Here is a 15,324-nt window from a genome sequence, read left to right on the forward strand (position 1 = left end):
GGACCGGGCGGGGACAAACCGCTAACCCGACGACCCGGAGCAGGTGAGGGCGCGGCTCGTCGATCCGAGCCGGCATCGACCAAGCCGAAGATCGACAAGGCCAACGCCAACGATCAGGCGCTCGACGCCATCATCGCCGCCGACAAGCGTGAGGCGTTGAAGCTCGCGCCCGTTTCACATGAAACGGAGGTGCGGCTCGATCGCTACATCGCGCTGCTGCGGGAATGGCAGGCCAAGACCAATCTGGTCGCGCCCTCGACTCTGCCGCGGCTCTGGACCCGGCATATCGCCGACTCGCTACAGCTCGTGGATCTCGCGCCGTCAGCTAAACGCTGGGCCGATCTCGGCAGCGGTGGCGGCTTTCCCGGCGTCGTGCTGGCCTGCGCCATGGCGGGGACACCGGGCGCCAGCGTCCACCTCGTCGAGCGAATCGCCAAGAAAGCCGCCTTTTTGCGTGAAGCCATTCGCGTCACCGCATCTCCGGGGGTCGTACATCTCGCTGAGATCGGGGATAATGTGGATAGAATCACCGGCCCCGTCGATTGCGTCACCGCCCGTGCGCTGGCTCCGCTACATCAGCTCATCGGCTTTGCGGAGCCGCTGATGCGCCAGGGCGCAAAAGCGCTGTTTCTCAAGGGTCAAGATGTAGAGGCTGAATTGACCGACGCCGCTAAATATTGGAATATTCAGCCGCAGCTCTACCAAAGCCGGACCGGTGACGGTTGGATCGTCGAGCTGACTTCAGTCGAACGGCCCGGGTGAACGTTCAGGGGTTGGGGAAATTTCGATGACCGTGATTGACGAGCCGCAGCAAGACCAGACCGCCGAGGTCCCGCATGGTCCCCCGCGCATCCTGGCGCTGGCGAATCAGAAGGGCGGAGTGGGAAAAACAACCACAGCGATCAATCTCGGCACGGCGCTCGCAGCGATCGGCGAGCGCGTTTTGATCGTCGATCTCGATCCGCAGGGTAACGCCTCGACCGGTCTCGGCATCGATCGCCGCAACCGCTCGTGCTCGACCTATGACGTGCTGATCGGCGAATCCAGCTTGCGCGAAGCGGTGGTCTCGACCGCGGTGCCGCGGCTGCACATCGCGCCCTCGACCATGGATCTCTCGGGCCTCGAGCTCGAGCTTGGCACCACGCCCGGCCGCGCCTTCAAGCTGCGCGACGCGATCGGCGCGCTCAACAACAACGTCTCGCCGGAGGCCGACTACACCTACGTGTTGATCGACTGCCCTCCGTCGCTCAACCTGCTCACGGTCAACGCGATGGCTGCGTCGGATGCGATCCTGGTGCCGCTGCAATGCGAATTCTTCGCACTCGAAGGTCTGTCGCAATTGCTGCAGACGGTGGAGCAGGTGCGCTCGACGCTCAACCCGAACCTGTCGATCCACGGCATCGTGCTGACCATGTTCGACTCGCGCAACAACCTCTCGAACCAGGTCGTCGCCGACGTCCGCCAGTTCATGGGCGAGAAGGTCTACAAGACCATGATCCCGCGCAACGTGCGCATCTCGGAAGCGCCGTCCTACGGCAAGCCGGTGCTGGTCTACGATCTCAAATGCGTCGGCAGCGAAGCGTACTTGCGGCTCGCCACCGAAGTGATCCAGCGCGAGCGCGAGCTGCGGACGACGCATTGACGTTGCCGTAGGGTGGGTTAGCCGAAGGCGTAACCCACCATTCTGCCGCCGCGAACAAACCAATGGTGGGTTACGCTTCGCTAACCCGCCCTACGATTCGAAATTCAGTTCTGGAGTGCTGCAGCGTGAATCCAAGGGAGCTGGCGATGGCCGACGAAGCACGTTCGCGATTGGGCCGAGGTCTTGCGAGTCTGATCGGCGATGTCGGCGGCGAAGCTCAGCACGTCGACCGGCCGCGCGCGCAGCGCAAGGTGCCGATCGAATTCATCAAGGCCAATCCGCGCAACCCGCGCCGCACCTTTTCGGACACCGAGCTCAAGGAGCTCTCCGAATCGATCAAGCAGCACGGCGTGATCCAGCCGATCGTGGTGCGCCCCGTGAAGGGCGCGCAGGATCGCTTTGAGATCATCGCCGGCGAGCGGCGCTGGCGCGCCTCGCAGATGGCCGGCCTGCATGAAGTGCCGATCGTGCCGGTCGACATCAGCGACAGCGATGCGCTGGAGTTCGCGATCGTCGAGAACGTGCAGCGCGAAGACCTCAACCCGATGGAAGAGGCGCAGGGCTATCACGCACTCGCCAATGAGTTCAAACGCAGCCAGGACGACATCGCAAGAGTCGTCGGCAAGAGCCGCAGCCACGTCGCCAACATGATGCGACTGACAAAACTGCCGGCCGAGGTGCAGGCCTTCATCGCGAGCGGCGAGCTGACCGCCGGTCACGCCCGCGCGCTGATCAGCGTGCCCGATCCGCTCGCCGCCGCCAAGCGTATCGTCGCGGAGGGCCTCAACGTTCGCCAGGCCGAGGCGCTCGCGCATGAAGAGGGCGTGCCGGAGCGCAAGCCGCAAAAGGCGCGCACGACCGCGGGCAAGGAAAAGGATCCTGATACGATCGATCTGGAGAAGCGCGTCAGCGACGCGCTCGGCCTCAAGGTTACCGTCAGTCATCGCGATCCCGGCGGCTCGGTCCAGATCAACTACCGCAACCTCGATCAGCTCGACGAGGTGATGAAGCGGCTGGCGAAGGGCGCGCTGTAATTCACCTTCAATGTTGGTAGGACGCGCAACTCTCCCCACTCGTCATTGCGAGCGAAGCGAGGCAATCCAGAATCTCTCCGCGGACGGATTCTGGATTGCTTCGTCGCAAGAGCTCCTCGCAATGACGGGAGAGAGCGCGGTCCTAATTAGCCCCGTCGCTTCGCGTTCGCGGCGATAGCCATCAGCGTGCGCTGGGCGATGGCGGCGCCCAGCGTCGATTGCTTGCGGGTGTCGAGCGCGGCGGTTGCGAGCTGCTCGATGATGCCGGCGAGCCTTGCCACGCTGAAATTGCGCAGCGCGGTTTCGACCGCAGGCTTTCGTGAAAAATGCAGCCGCGGATATCCGCCGTCGAGCACCGCGGAGGCCGGCGTGCCGTCGGCAATCGCGAGCGCGGATTTGTGCAGCCATGCCGCCTGGCGCTGTGCCGCCGAGATGATTACGCCGGGATAGGTGCCGGCGATCATGGCTTTTGCGAATTCGGTCTCGACGATATCGGGCCGGCCGGCGAAGGCACCGTCGACGATCGGATCGAGCTTCAGTTCGGACGCGTCGGCGACGACGGACATCACGTCATCCAGCGTGATCTCGCCTTTGCCGTGGGCGTAGAGCGTGAGCTTGCGCAGCTCGTTGCGCGAGGCCTGGCGGTCGCCGCCGAGGAACGACATCAGCGCGGCGCGGGCATCCTTGGCGATGCGCAAATTGGCGATGCGGAGCTCATCCTCCATCAGTTTTGCCAGGTCGCGCTCGGTGTCGGGATAGCAGCCGATCGCCACGGCGGTCTTCGCCTTCTCGCAGGCCTTGCGCAGCGGGGACTCCGGGCGCAGCTCGCCGGCCTCGATCACGATGCGGCAATCCTTCACCGGCATCTCAGCCAGCGTGTCGACGCCGCTGGCAAAGCTGCGCGAGCCGGCGCGGATGCGAATGGCGCGGCGACCGCCGAACAGCGGCACGGTCATGGCCTCGTCGACCAGGCGCGAAGGCTCGGCGGAGAGCTCGTCGCCATCGAGCTTGACCAGCGAGAATGGATCATTGGGATCATCGACCCCAGAGGCGATCAGCGCATCGGCGCGCTCGCGCACGAGGCCGGCATCGGGACCATAGAGCAGGATGATCGGGCGGCCCGCATCGGGGCGGGCGAGGAAGGCATCGATCTCTTTTCCGCGCAGTGCGACCATGACCTAGATCGTCATGCCAGGAAGCAAGCTCAAGTGCCTGCGGTGAAGAACGCGGCGAGCCGGGTGTTGATGTTCTCGGCGATCTCGTTGGCGGCACGATCCTCGGCATCACGCACCGCACGGTTGCGGGCGAAGCGCTGGTAGGAGCCGGGCATGTCGTAGGACACGCGCGAGAACGTCGTGCCGGTCATCACCGACTTGCCGGTCACAACCTCGATCAGATTGTACTGGCAGTCGATGCCGTAATTCTCGCTGTTCGGCAGGCCGGTGGCGGGATCGACGATCAGGGACGACTTGCTGGAGGTGAAGCGGATCACCAGGCGGTGGGTCGGCGGCATGCCCGTGGCCGAGCCGTAAAGCTTGAACGCCAGCGCGTTGCGGACCTCGACCCCGACCCGGGCTTCACGCGAGGCGTTCGCCTTGTCGATCGGCGGGAGCTCGACGCCCATCAGCTTCTCGCGCAAGCCGGGGGTGCCGTCGGTATGCTCGGCATACATCGGCTGGAAACAGCCAGCCGTCAGCGCCGCCAATGCGGCGACCGCCAGCAAGCGGGCTGCGATACGGATCCTAGCCGACAACATTCACGATCCTCTTGGGGACGATGATCACCTTGCGGACGGGCTTGCCGTCCAGCGCCAGCTTTACAGCATCGAGGGTCAAAGCGGCAGCCTCGATTTCCGGATTCTGGGCCGCTGTTGCAACCGTGACCTCACCCCGCTTCTTGCCGTTGACCTGAACCACCAGGGTCACGCTGTCTTCGACCAGCAAATCGCGTTCGATTTGCGGCCAATTGGCCTCGGAAACCAGCCCGGGCTGGCCCAGACCATTTTGAAACAAGACTTGCCAGCACTCCTCGGCCAGGTGCGGCATCATCGGGGAGAACAGCTGAACCAGGATCTGGCTGGCTTCCCGGATTGCCCAAGCCAAATCTGGAGTGAGGTCAGCGGCTGGCTGGCCGGGGCGCTGCAGCACCTCCGAGAACGTATTCGTGAATTCACGGATATGGGCGAGGCAGACGTTGAAGTGGAGCCGCTCGACGCCGGTCGTGACCTTGTCGAGCGCGCCGTGGGCGGCCTTGCGCAAGGCGGCCGCGTCCGGACCGAAGGCGGCCGGCCGGGTCGCCGGCGCGATCTTGCCGAGTTCCACCGAGTCGTTCACCAGCCGCCACAGGCGCTGCACGAAGCGCGAGGCGCCCTGGACGCGCTCGTCGCTCCAGATCACGTCGCGGTCGGGCGGAGAGTCCGACAGCATGAACCAGCGGGCGACATCGGCGCCGTAGGTCGCGATGATGTCGTCGGGGTCGACCGTATTCTTCTTCGACTTCGACATCTTCTCGATCGCGCCGATCTGGATGTCCTCGCCGGTCGCAAGCAGCGTCGCGCGGCGTCCGTTGCCGCCAACCTCGACCTTCACCTCGGCCGGCTGCACCCAGGTGCCGTCGGCCTTCTGGTAGGTCTCGTGCACCACCATGCCTTGCGTGAACATGCCGGCGAACGGCTCGTCCAGCGCGATGTGCCCGGTCGCCTTCATTGCGCGGGTGAAGAAGCGGCTGTAGAGCAGATGCAGGATCGCGTGCTCGACGCCGCCGATATACTGGTCGACCGGCAGCATCCGGTTGGCGACCGCAGGCGTCGTCGGCGCGTTCTCGTTCCAGGGATCGGTGAAGCGCGCAAAATACCAGGACGAATCCACGAAGGTGTCCATGGTGTCGGTTTCGCGCAACGCCTTGGCCCCGCATTTCGGGCAGGTGACGTGCTTCCAGGTCGGGTGATGATCGAGCGCGTTGCCCGGCTTGTCGAAGCTCACATCCTCCGGCAGCACCACCGGTAGGTCGGCATCCGGGACCGGCACCACGTCGCACGTCGGACAGTGGATGACGGGAATCGGGCAGCCCCAATAGCGCTGGCGCGAAATGCCCCAGTCGCGCAGGCGGAAATTGACCTGACGCTCACCGACCGGCGTGTTGCCGCGCAGCTCGCTTTCCAGGCGTTTTGCAACTTCCTCCTTCGCCTGCTCGATGGTCATGCCATCGAGGAAGCGCGAATTGATCATGCGGCCGTCACCGTCATAGGCCGTGTCGGTGATGACGAATGTCTTGGGATCCTGGCCCTCGGGGCACACCACCGGCGTGTTGCCGAGATTGTACTTGTTGACGAAATCGAGGTCGCGCTGGTCATGCGCGGGGCAGCCGAAGATCGCGCCGGTGCCGTATTCCATCAGCACGAAGTTGGCGACATAGACCGGCAGCTTCCAGCTCGGATCGAACGGATGCACCGCGCGGATGCCGGTATCGAAACCCTGCTTCTCCGCGGTGTCGATGATCTCCTGCGCGGTGCCGATCTTCTTGATGTCGGCAATGAACCGCGCAAGCTCGGGGTTCTTCGCGGCTGCCGCCTGCGCCAGCGGATGATCCGACGAGATCGCCATGAATTTCGCGCCGAACAGCGTGTCGGGGCGCGTCGTGAAGATCTTCAGCTCGCTCTCGCCGGCAGGCGTGGTCACTTGATCCAACGCGAAGCGGATCAGCAGGCCTTCAGAGCGGCCGATCCAGTTGCGCTGCATCAGCCGCACCTTGTCGGGCCAGCGGTCGAGCCCGTCCAGCGCGGACAGCAATTCCTGCGCGTACTTCGTGATCTTGAAGACCCACTGGCTCATTTCCCGCTGTTCGACAACGGCACCCGAACGCCAGCCGCGGCCATCGATCACCTGCTCGTTGGCGAGCACGGTCATGTCGACCGGGTCCCAGTTCAGCTTGCGCTTCTCGCGCTCGGCGAGACCTGCCGCCAGCATGTCCAGGAACATCTTCTGCTGATGCTTGTAGTAGCCGGGATCGCAGGTCGCGAATTCGCGCGACCAGTCCAGCGACAGCCCGATCGAGCGGAGCTGTTTCTTCATCGCGGCGATGTTGTCGTAGGTCCAGGCTTTCGGCGCAACCTTGCGCTCGATGGCGGCGTTCTCGGCCGGCAGGCCGAAGGCGTCCCAGCCCATCGGGTGCAGCACGTTGAAGCCCTTGGCGCGCATGAAGCGGGCCAGCACGTCGCCAAGCGTGTAGTTGCGGACATGGCCGATATGGATGCGCCCGGACGGGTAGGGGAACATCTCCAGCACATAATATTTCGGCCGCGAATCGTCATTCTTCGAGACGAAGATCGCCTGTTCGTCCCATTGGCGTTGCCAGCGCGGTTCGGCGTCACGGGCGTTATAGCGTTCGGAGGTCATGGAATCGTTGCGTTTTCGTGGTTTCGGCCGGCTGAATTGGCCGGACTAGGCCATAGAAGTCCTCGGGCGGTCAATGGGTTGCCGCTGGACGCCACGCCCCGCAATGCTGTTCCGCAAAAGTGCGGATGAGGGGATTGGGATCGGATTAAGGGGTGGGTGCGGAGAGCGAGCTCGATCGCGCCGAGGCTGTGGGCTAGAGCATGATCCGGAAAAGTGTGCAGCGGTTTTCCGAAAAGATCATGCTCAAACAATAACCGCTAGCCCGCCATCGCGATTCCAGCGGGGCTGCCCTCTATCCGCAGAATGCCGTGCTCGACGACCTTGTTGCGGCCGCGATGCTTGGCGGCGTAGAGCGCAGCGTCAGCAGCTTCGATCAGGTCGCCCGGACGCAAGGCCTCGTTCGGCCGTGTCGCCGCAACGCCGATCGACACCGTGACCACCATGTGGGCGGAGGTGATGTGCGGCAGGCAAAGCTTCAGCACTGCCGCGCGGACTTGTTCTCCGATCTCGACCGCGCGCATCACATCGGTGTTCGGCAGCAGCAGGCAGAATTCTTCGCCGCCATAGCGCGCCGCAAAGCCCATCGTGTCGCCCGCGATGCCGGACAGCGACTCGCCGAGCCGGGTCAGGCACGAATCGCCTTCGAGATGGCCGTAGGTGTCGTTGAACAGCTTGAAATGATCGACGTCGATCATCAACAGCGCGAGCTCGCTGCCATATTGCTGCGCGCGCATCCATTCGAAGTCGAGCCGGCTCTGGAAACCGCGGCGGTTGGCAAGTCCAGACAGCATGTCGATCGAGGCCATCACCGTCAGCCGGTCGTTGCTCGCGATCAGCTCGCGCTCGCGCTGGCTGAGCTGGGCGGCCATCGCGTTGAAGGCGCGCGCCAGCGGCACGAATTCGGAGGGCAGCCGGTTGCGCGCCGCGCGGGCCGACAGGTCGCCCTCGCCGAGACGCTTGGCCATGTCCGCGAGCATCTCGATTGGCTTGATCACCAGCTTCTCGGCGGCGATCAGCGCGCCGAGCAACACGAACACGACGACGAAGGCGAGCTGGAGATAGGCGGTGCGGATGTCGCGGCTGACCGCCGCGGATACCTTGTCCTCGTCGATGCTGGCGATCAGGCGGGCATTGGTGCCGGCGATGCGGGTGTAGCTGACCGCGCGGCGTGAGCCATCGGCGGCGAGGAACGACAACGAGCCTTCGTCCTGGTCGGAGCGCAAGGCCATGTCGGCAATTGCCGACATCAGCGGCATGTTGTCGAGCGGACGTCCGACCGCGCTGTGCTGGTCGGCGGGCGCAGCCAGCACGGTGCCGGCGCTGTCGACCAGCACCGCCGTGATGCCGGCGCGGCCGCCGAGATTGTTCATGACCTTCGACATCCAGTCGAGGTTGACGGTTGCGAGCACGACGGCATCGGCAACGCCGCTGAACGCGGAGACCGGATAGACCGCCATGACGGTCGGCGACTGCACGGGCCGCGACAGGATGAAGTCGGACAGGACGAAGCGGCCGGTCTCCTGCGCCAGCTGGAAATACGGCCGGTCGGAGAGATCGAGGCCGACATACATATTGTTGGTCGCGCACTGGATGCGGCCGTCCTGGCCGGCGATCAGGAGCGTGCGAATCCAGGGAAGGCTCGTCGGCAGGCTCGCGCGCAGCACGTCGCAGCTCTTGCTGACGCCGCCGGCGGAGGCGCGGATGAAGGCTTCCGATTTCAGGATGGTCTCGACCGACGAGATCACTTCGCGTTGCGCGTCGGCGCTATGCCGTGCCACCGTGGTGAACTCGGCCGTGGCCTGCGCAATCTGCTTGGTGCGGGTGTCCTCGAGCGAACGAATGCGCTCGAGCATCAAGGGCGCGACCAGAATCACCGCGAGCAACGCAAGCCGGGCCCTGATGCCGAGGACCTGCTTGAGTTTTGCTCGTTTGCGGTTGAAACTAACGTTTGCCATCTTCGCTGCCCCCGCGGGCAAGGTAAAGCGAAGGGTTCAAAAACTCTTTCTTGAACTTGGTAAAATTGGAACTACCTCCGTTACTCCTGCAGTTGATCGACGTCATGACAGAAGCCAATGCCGCGCCGGTAACCGGCGATTCACCAAGCGCGCTCGCCGCGGTCGAAGCGGAGATTGCACGCGCCTGCAAGGATGCGCGGCGCGATCGTGCCTCCGTGACGCTGATCGCGGTGTCCAAGACTTTCGCGGCAGATGCAATTATCCCCGTTATCGGCGCCGGACAGCGCGTATTCGGCGAGAATCGCGTGCAGGAGGCCAAAGGCAAGTGGCCGGCGTTAACGTCTGTTTACTCCGACATCGCGCTGCATCTGATCGGGCCGCTGCAATCCAACAAGGCGAAAGAGGCGGTGGCGCTGTTCGATGCCATCCATTCGGTCGACCGTCCGAGCATTTGCCAGGCGTTAGCCAAAGAAATCGAATCCCAGAACAAGCACCCGCAACTCTTCGTCCAGATCAACACCGGCGAGGAGCCGCAGAAAGCCGGCGTCGCGCCCGGCGAGGCCGACGCCTTCCTCGCGAGCTGTCGCGACACCTACGGGCTGACGATCTCCGGCCTGATGTGCATCCCGCCAGTGGAGGAGCCGCCGGCGGCGCATTTCGCGCTGACCGCCAAGATCGCCGCGCGCAATGGCTTGCAGAATTTGTCGATGGGCATGAGTGCGGATTATGCGACCGCGATCATGCTCGGCGCCACGCATGTGCGGGTGGGAAGCGCGATCTTCGGGCATCGGTGATAGCCGTTGGCGAGGGCTGGGAGCCAACACGAGCTCTCTCATTCGTCATTGCGAGCGCAGCGAAGCAATCCAGAGTCCCTCCGCGGAAAGATTCTGGAATGCTTCGCTGCGCTCGCAACGACGGCGGAGTACGCCGCACCTACGCGAGCCTCACCGACACCTTCCCCAGCACGCCGAAATCCACCGCAAAGTGATCGCCGGCCTGGATCGGCAGTGGCGGATGGCACGTGCCTGTCGTCACCACCTCCCCTGCCCGCAAGGTGATGCCGAGTCCGCGCAGCTCGTTGGCGAGCCAGGTCAGTGCAACACGGGGATCGCCGAGCACGTTCTTGCCGTGACCGACATAGCGCTCGCCGCGCAACGTGATCTGCGGCCGCTCTTCGACGAGATCCATCGCGCGCCAATTGGCTGATGTCGCGGCACCCAGTACGAACAGATGCGCGCAGGCATTGTCGGCGATCAGCTGCGCCTCGCCGACGCTGGCAAAATCGGCGAAGCGCGAATCGGGGATCTCGATCGCGGGATGCAGCGTGTCGACGGCGGCAAGCGCCTGGTCGATACTGTAAGGCACCGGTCGCGGCGCCAGGTCGCGTCCCATGCGGAAGCAGAATTCCGGCTCGCCGACGCGCATCGCGTTGCCCTTCATCGATGCGGTGCCGCCATCGGCGATCACAGTGTCGCGCATGATGCGACCAGCCAGCGGGCCTGCGACATTGATGTGCTTCTGTCCGGCCTCGCTCGTCGCGGCGATCTTCCAGCCGAACACTCGACCGCCAAGCGCGGCCTGCACGGCGTAACCGTCAGTGCGGCTCTGCGGCCGCAGCCGCGTCTCGAGCGCGTCAAGCTTGCTGCCGTCACGCCAATGCTGGACGAGGACCTGCGAGGCGGCGGCGATCTGATCCTGGTCGAGCATGTGCCCTCACCCGATGATGATTTTTGTTCTTGGTCCTATCAGCCGCAGCAGTTGCAGCATCGCCGCCTTGGTCATGGAGACGCAGCCCGCGGTCGGGCCGAAATTGTCGCGCGCCAGATGCAGAAACACTGCGCTGCCGCGGCCGGCGATGCGCGGCCGGGTGTTGTGGTCGATTTCGATGATGAAGTCATAGAGCTGGTCGGCGCGCTTGAGCCGGTCGCCGCCCTCGCCCTCCCCGCGCCGGATCCACTGGTTGTAGTGGCGATCGCCGGGATCTTCGCACCAGGCGTCGGTGTCGCCGATGGTTCGCGCCGGTAAAAAAGTCTGCGGCCGGCTGTGCCGGTCGCCCCGCCACCACAACCGTCGGGGCCGAAAATGGCCCCTGGGGGTGCCACCGTCGCCCTCGCGCTTGTTGGCCAGAATGCCGCCGCGGCCCAGCGCCACCGGAATCGTCAGCTGTCCGGCTGTCAGCCAGCCCCGCCGCGGATTGCCGGCGGCAGGCTTAACGCGGATCGCCGAGAGCTGCCGGGAGCGTCGATTCATAGGATAAGCGCTTGAACTGGCATTATTTTTCATGTGAACGGGCAGTGTCGAATTCATTACAGGACATTCATCAGTCCGCCCTGCTATTCTGGGTTAGAGTAATTCCGGCTTGTGAATCGGTAACAGCCCACTACTTCAACACGAACAACAATAAAAACGGCAACCTTTAAACTTCCCATCACGGTTGGGTGCGGCATGCATGCGCGCCCGGTCGACCCCAAAAGGATGATCCCCCATGGCCAATGCCCGCAAGATCCTGATCGTGGATGACGATACCGATCTGCGCGACACGTTGGTGGAGCAACTATCGCTACACGAAGAATTTGAAGCCTCAGCCGTCGACACTGGCGCCAAGGGCGCCAGCGCCGCAAAGGCCAACGCCCCCGATCTCGTGCTGATGGATGTCGGCCTTCCCGACACCGACGGTCGCGAAGTGGTCCGCTCGCTGCGCAAGGGCGGCTTCAAGGCGCCGATCATCATGCTGACGGGGCATGATACCGATTCCGACACGATTTTAGGACTGGAATCCGGCGCGAACGATTATGTGGCCAAGCCGTTCCGCTTTGCCGTGTTGCTGGCCCGCATTCGCGCCCAGCTGCGCCAGCACGAGGCCAGCGAGGACGCGGTGTTCTCGGTCGGCCCCTACTCTTTCCGCCCCGGCTCCAAGATGCTGACCGCCGCCAATGCGCGCAAGGTCCGCCTCACCGAGAAGGAAACGGCGATCCTGCGCTTCCTGTACCGGGCCGGCCAGATGCCGGTCTCGCGCGAGACCCTGCTCCAGGAGGTCTGGGGCTACAATTCCGGCGTCACCACCCACACGCTGGAAACCCACATCTACCGTCTCCGCCAGAAGATCGAGAAGGACGCCGCCAATCCGGAGATCCTGGTGACGGAAGCCGGTGGCTACAAGCTGGTGCCGTGATACGCTTGGGGGGCGTGCGAATCGTTTTAGATCGCGTGCCCTTGAGCCTCGGATCTGAATGTCAATCGACGACGACGTAGCGCTGCTCGAGCGGGTCCCGACACTGCGCCTGTTGGGAGACGCCTCGTTGCGCATGCTGGCGATCGGCTCCGAGCAGCGTGACTTCGTCCGCGGCGACATCCTGTTCAATCTCGGCGACGATGCCGACGCCGGCTTCGTGGTCCAGCGCGGCGCCTTTCGCGTCGATGACGGCGCCGGCGCCGAGATGATCGCAGGTCCCGGCACGCTGATCGGCGAGCTCGCGCTGGTCGTGCCGATGAAGCGGCCCTCGGGCGCGGTTGCGCTGGAGCATTCCTCCGTCATCCGCGTCGCGCGCAGCCTGTTTCAGCGCGTGCTCGAAAGCGACCCTCCCGCCGCACTCCGCCTTCGCGACGAGTTCGCGGTTCGCTCCAGCCAGATCGCGAGCGATATCTTGATGGCCGGTGCGAAGCTGAGCACTTGAGCGCGGCGGATTTCGCCGGGCCCTGCCCCGCAGATTTCATCCTCAGTCGAATTCATACAGCGCGCTGCGGTCGTCCTGGTAAAGCCGCCGCAGTCCCGGCATGACCGCCAGGTGCGACGCATCGACGTCGAGCAACCAGACATAGTCGAAGCGATCGCGCGGAATCTGCGCGATCCTTTGCGCAAGCGTAGTGCTCAGATCGCCGTCGCAGTCGCCTGGGACGACCTCGATGTACTGAGACGGATCTGCGTTGAACGCGGTGCCGCGCGCACGGAGGGGTGTCAGCAGCTGTTGACCACCCGATGCATCCCATTGCGAATTGACGAAGGCGTCCCGCCGGACGATGGCGAGCGACCCCAGATGCGCGACACGCGGTGCGCGCCATTGCTCGCAGGTCGGCGGCCTTGTCAGGACCGCGATGCTCGCGCCGCGCGGGACGTCCTTCAGGGCCTGCAAATGTTGCGCGTAACCGGAATCATAGGCCGCAAATCCGACAGCCATGGCGACGATCCGTATCGCAAAAACCGTCAGCGCCGTGCCGGCAATGACGGCGGAGCCGCGCTGCATGCCGTCGGTGGGCGCGATGGCGGTGAGGCCGATCATGAAAAAGATGGGCCACAGCCGGACATCGGCATAGACCGCGCCGAACATCTCGCCCGGCATCAGCAGGATCAGCACGAGGAAGCTCGCTGCTCCGACCAGCAGTGGCGGGTTCACCCTGACGGCGCGGCTGCGGATTCCAAAGTACAGCAGGCCAATCGCCAACAGCAGGCTCAGCGTATCCAGCCAGACATTCTGGTCGCGCAGCGTCCATACCAGTCCAAGGATCTTTGTGCCGATGTCGAAGAAATGACCCGTCAAGGCGGCGCCATTGCCTTGCCGCCAGACAATCATGAGCACGGCGGGAATCATGACGGGCCAGGCGCGTCGCAGGATGACCATCACCATGGAAGGCCACGCTGCCGGGGCGCGAGTCCAGCCGCGGCAGAGCTCAAAGGCACCGACGAGGACGACCAGAACGACCCAGCCATAAGCGTGGGCAAGCCAGACCAGAGAGGCGGCCGCAGCGAACAGCGCGGCGCGCAGCACCGAGCCATTCTTCCCTGTCGTCTCGACCCAGGATGCGAAAACGTGAAACGCGAGCGAGCAGCCAAGCCAATAATTCACGAAGCCGAGCTGGAACGGATAGGACATCGCGAACCATGCGGCCGCGATGGCAAAAGGCGTAAGCTCCCCATGCAGCGCCCGGCTGATACGCCCGATCGCAGAGATCATGAGGAGCGGAAGCGCCAGCGCAATCAGCCAGGCGGCGCGTTCGACGCCGAGCATCGGTGCCAGCGGAGCGATGAGCAATTCAACGCCGAGATTGCCGACCAGCTGCCAGTGAAAATCCCAGTTCTGCTGGAGCGCCGGCGAGTCCGCCAGATGCAGCTGCAAATGGTAGCGGCCGATATGGGCCAGGAAATCGATCAGCGGCGGCGTGTGCACGAACCAGAAGGGCATCGTGCTCAGCAACATCAATCCCGGCACGACGAAACGCGAATTCCACCATGCGCGAACCGGTGGTTCTGAGTGCTCTGACGGCGCGAGCGTGCCCATCCTCGTCTCCGAAGGCCTAAACGTCCAGGGTCACCGTCACCGGCACGTGATCAGACGGTCGCTCCCAGCTTCGCGCATCACGCAGGATTTTGAAATCGCTGACAGCGTCCTTCAGCGCGCGCGAGACCCAGATGTGGTCGAGCCTGCGGCCGCGGTCGCCGACGGTCCAGTCGGCGGAACGGTAGCTCCACCACGTATAGACCTTTTCCGACAGCGGGATGCGGTCGCGCGCGACGTCGACCCATTCGCCGGCGCGCAGTGCGGCCTGGAGCTTTTCGGTTTCGATCGGCGTGTGCGAGACGATCTTCAGGAGCTGCTTGTGCGACCACACGTCGTTCTCGTGCGGCGCGACGTTGAGATCGCCGACCAGGATGTGGCGATCCTCTCCGCGCGGATGCAGCGGTTCGCAGGCCTTCATCTCGTCGAGAAAGCGGAGCTTGTGGTCGAATTTCTCGTTCAGCGCGGGATCGGGAATGTCACCGCCGGCGGGCACGTAGAAATTGTGCAGCACCAGCGGCTTTGCAATGTTGGCCTTCTCGCCGAACGACACCGAGATATGACGCGAATCCAGCTTGTCGCAGAAGGTGCGGATATCAGTGGACTCAAACGGAATCTTCGAGACGATGGCGACGCCGTGATAACCCTTCTGCCCGTTCAGCGCGACGTGCTCGTAGCCGAGCCGCTTGAAGCGCTTCAGTGGAAAGGCGTCGTCGATGCACTTGGTCTCCTGGAGGCACAGCACGTCCGGCCGCTCGCTCTTGAGAAGCTTCGCGACCAGATCGATGCGCAGCCGCACCGAATTGATGTTCCAGGTTGTCAGGGAAAGACGCATGAGAATTGCGTCTTAGCAAGCTCTCGTAGGGTGGGCAAAGGCGCAAAGCGCCGTGCCCACCGTCTTTTCTGGGTTTGGATCGAATGGTGGGCACGCTTCGAGACTGGGCAAGAATTGTTCTCGCCCGAATCCGGATCGATGTACGATTCTATTCATGACGAATCGCACTTATAAGACTGGTCCGCGGCGGGAGC

14 protein-coding genes are annotated in these 15,324 nt (G+C 64.0%); 6 read left to right on the forward strand and 8 right to left on the reverse strand.

Annotated features, from left to right (window positions below; genetic code table 11):
• Positions 1-90 precede the first annotated feature (90 nt).
• The 3 genes from rsmG to ABIC09_RS34270 all read left to right on the forward strand — a co-directional run bounded on the left by rsmG (position 91) and on the right by ABIC09_RS34270 (position 2,676).
• Complete coding sequence (gene rsmG, locus ABIC09_RS34260) at positions 91-762, forward strand: 16S rRNA (guanine(527)-N(7))-methyltransferase RsmG (protein ID WP_502917730.1); 672 nt, start codon at positions 91-93, stop codon at positions 760-762.
• A gap of 25 nt (positions 763-787) precedes the next feature.
• Entirely contained in the window at positions 788-1,642 is an 855-nt protein-coding gene (locus ABIC09_RS34265) for a ParA family protein (protein WP_354031219.1), read from the forward strand.
• Between the two features lie 146 nt (positions 1,643-1,788).
• Positions 1,789-2,676 (forward strand): ParB/RepB/Spo0J family partition protein, encoded by an 888-nt coding sequence (locus tag ABIC09_RS34270; RefSeq protein WP_354112016.1) that lies wholly within the window; start codon positions 1,789-1,791, stop codon positions 2,674-2,676.
• 146 nt (positions 2,677-2,822) lie between these two features.
• Here ABIC09_RS34270 and holA read toward each other — a convergent pair whose 3' ends face one another.
• From holA to ABIC09_RS34290, 4 genes are all read right to left on the reverse strand, one after another.
• Positions 2,823-3,851 carry a DNA polymerase III subunit delta gene (holA, locus tag ABIC09_RS34275; protein ID WP_354112017.1) on the reverse strand — a complete coding sequence of 343 codons (1,029 nt, stop codon included), beginning with the start codon at positions 3,849-3,851 and terminating at the stop codon, positions 2,823-2,825.
• A 29-nt stretch (positions 3,852-3,880) separates the two neighbouring features.
• A complete protein-coding gene (locus ABIC09_RS34280) occupies positions 3,881-4,432 on the reverse strand; it encodes a hypothetical protein (RefSeq protein WP_354031216.1) in 552 nt (183 codons plus the stop codon).
• On the reverse strand, positions 4,419-7,070 hold the full coding sequence (leuS, locus tag ABIC09_RS34285; protein ID WP_354112018.1) for a leucine--tRNA ligase: 2,652 nt from the start codon (positions 7,068-7,070) through the stop codon (positions 4,419-4,421). The genes ABIC09_RS34280 and leuS overlap by 14 nt, the downstream gene beginning before the upstream one ends.
• Before the next feature lie 257 nt (positions 7,071-7,327).
• On the reverse strand, positions 7,328-9,025 hold the full coding sequence (locus tag ABIC09_RS34290) for a diguanylate cyclase domain-containing protein (RefSeq protein ID WP_354031214.1): 1,698 nt from the start codon (positions 9,023-9,025) through the stop codon (positions 7,328-7,330).
• Positions 9,026-9,129: 104 nt separating this feature from the next.
• On the opposite strand from ABIC09_RS34290, the gene ABIC09_RS34295 reads away from it, so the two are divergent.
• Entirely contained in the window at positions 9,130-9,819 is a 690-nt protein-coding gene (locus ABIC09_RS34295; RefSeq protein WP_354112019.1) for a YggS family pyridoxal phosphate-dependent enzyme, read from the forward strand.
• 139 nt (positions 9,820-9,958) lie between these two features.
• Here the strand turns inward: ABIC09_RS34295 and ABIC09_RS34300 are convergent, their stop codons facing one another.
• Positions 9,959-10,732 carry a 2-keto-4-pentenoate hydratase gene (locus tag ABIC09_RS34300; protein WP_354112020.1) on the reverse strand — a complete coding sequence of 258 codons (774 nt, stop codon included), beginning with the start codon at positions 10,730-10,732 and terminating at the stop codon, positions 9,959-9,961.
• A 6-nt stretch (positions 10,733-10,738) separates the two neighbouring features.
• Positions 10,739-11,275, reverse strand: coding sequence for a L,D-transpeptidase family protein (locus ABIC09_RS34305; protein ID WP_354031657.1), 537 nt, complete (start codon positions 11,273-11,275; stop codon positions 10,739-10,741).
• A gap of 235 nt (positions 11,276-11,510) precedes the next feature.
• Here ABIC09_RS34305 and ABIC09_RS34310 point away from each other — a divergent pair, with 235 nt between their 5' ends.
• Both ABIC09_RS34310 and ABIC09_RS34315 read left to right on the forward strand, forming a co-directional pair.
• Positions 11,511-12,197: a response regulator transcription factor gene (locus tag ABIC09_RS34310; protein ID WP_007598630.1), complete on the forward strand. Its 687-nt coding sequence runs from the start codon at positions 11,511-11,513 to the stop codon at positions 12,195-12,197.
• A gap of 58 nt (positions 12,198-12,255) precedes the next feature.
• Positions 12,256-12,699: a cyclic nucleotide-binding domain-containing protein gene (locus tag ABIC09_RS34315; protein WP_148752762.1), complete on the forward strand. Its 444-nt coding sequence runs from the start codon at positions 12,256-12,258 to the stop codon at positions 12,697-12,699.
• A gap of 42 nt (positions 12,700-12,741) precedes the next feature.
• Here ABIC09_RS34315 and ABIC09_RS34320 read toward each other — a convergent pair whose 3' ends face one another.
• Complete coding sequence (locus ABIC09_RS34320) at positions 12,742-14,298, reverse strand: hypothetical protein (protein WP_354112021.1); 1,557 nt, start codon at positions 14,296-14,298, stop codon at positions 12,742-12,744.
• Between the two features lie 16 nt (positions 14,299-14,314).
• Positions 14,315-15,130: an exodeoxyribonuclease III gene (locus ABIC09_RS34325; RefSeq protein ID WP_354085921.1), complete on the reverse strand. Its 816-nt coding sequence runs from the start codon at positions 15,128-15,130 to the stop codon at positions 14,315-14,317.
• Positions 15,131-15,324: the final 194 nt, after the last annotated feature.

Origin of the sequence: Bradyrhizobium sp. S3.12.5, from assembly GCF_040548225.1 — a bacterium.
GTDB classification, from domain to species: domain Bacteria; phylum Pseudomonadota; class Alphaproteobacteria; order Rhizobiales; family Xanthobacteraceae; genus Bradyrhizobium; species Bradyrhizobium cytisi.

What these genes read in the sequence shown, in the direction of transcription:
- ABIC09_RS34305 (WP_354031657.1), bottom strand. Translation starts at nt 11,275, where the DNA reads ATGAATCGACGCTCCCGGCAGCTCTCGGCGATCCGCGTTAAGCCTGCC.
- ABIC09_RS34315 (WP_148752762.1), top strand. Translation starts at nt 12,256, where the DNA reads ATGTCAATCGACGACGACGTAGCGCTGCTCGAGCGGGTCCCGACACTG.
- ABIC09_RS34265 (WP_354031219.1), top strand. Translation starts at nt 788, where the DNA reads ATGACCGTGATTGACGAGCCGCAGCAAGACCAGACCGCCGAGGTCCCG.
- holA (WP_354112017.1), bottom strand. Translation starts at nt 3,851, where the DNA reads ATGGTCGCACTGCGCGGAAAAGAGATCGATGCCTTCCTCGCCCGCCCC.
- ABIC09_RS34320 (WP_354112021.1), bottom strand. Translation starts at nt 14,298, where the DNA reads ATGGGCACGCTCGCGCCGTCAGAGCACTCAGAACCACCGGTTCGCGCA.
- ABIC09_RS34300 (WP_354112020.1), bottom strand. Translation starts at nt 10,732, where the DNA reads ATGCTCGACCAGGATCAGATCGCCGCCGCCTCGCAGGTCCTCGTCCAG.
- ABIC09_RS34310 (WP_007598630.1), top strand. Translation starts at nt 11,511, where the DNA reads ATGGCCAATGCCCGCAAGATCCTGATCGTGGATGACGATACCGATCTG.
- leuS (WP_354112018.1), bottom strand. Translation starts at nt 7,070, where the DNA reads ATGACCTCCGAACGCTATAACGCCCGTGACGCCGAACCGCGCTGGCAA.
- ABIC09_RS34280 (WP_354031216.1), bottom strand. Translation starts at nt 4,432, where the DNA reads ATGTTGTCGGCTAGGATCCGTATCGCAGCCCGCTTGCTGGCGGTCGCC.
- ABIC09_RS34290 (WP_354031214.1), bottom strand. Translation starts at nt 9,025, where the DNA reads ATGGCAAACGTTAGTTTCAACCGCAAACGAGCAAAACTCAAGCAGGTC.
- ABIC09_RS34270 (WP_354112016.1), top strand. Translation starts at nt 1,789, where the DNA reads ATGGCCGACGAAGCACGTTCGCGATTGGGCCGAGGTCTTGCGAGTCTG.
- ABIC09_RS34325 (WP_354085921.1), bottom strand. Translation starts at nt 15,130, where the DNA reads ATGCGTCTTTCCCTGACAACCTGGAACATCAATTCGGTGCGGCTGCGC.
- ABIC09_RS34295 (WP_354112019.1), top strand. Translation starts at nt 9,130, where the DNA reads ATGACAGAAGCCAATGCCGCGCCGGTAACCGGCGATTCACCAAGCGCG.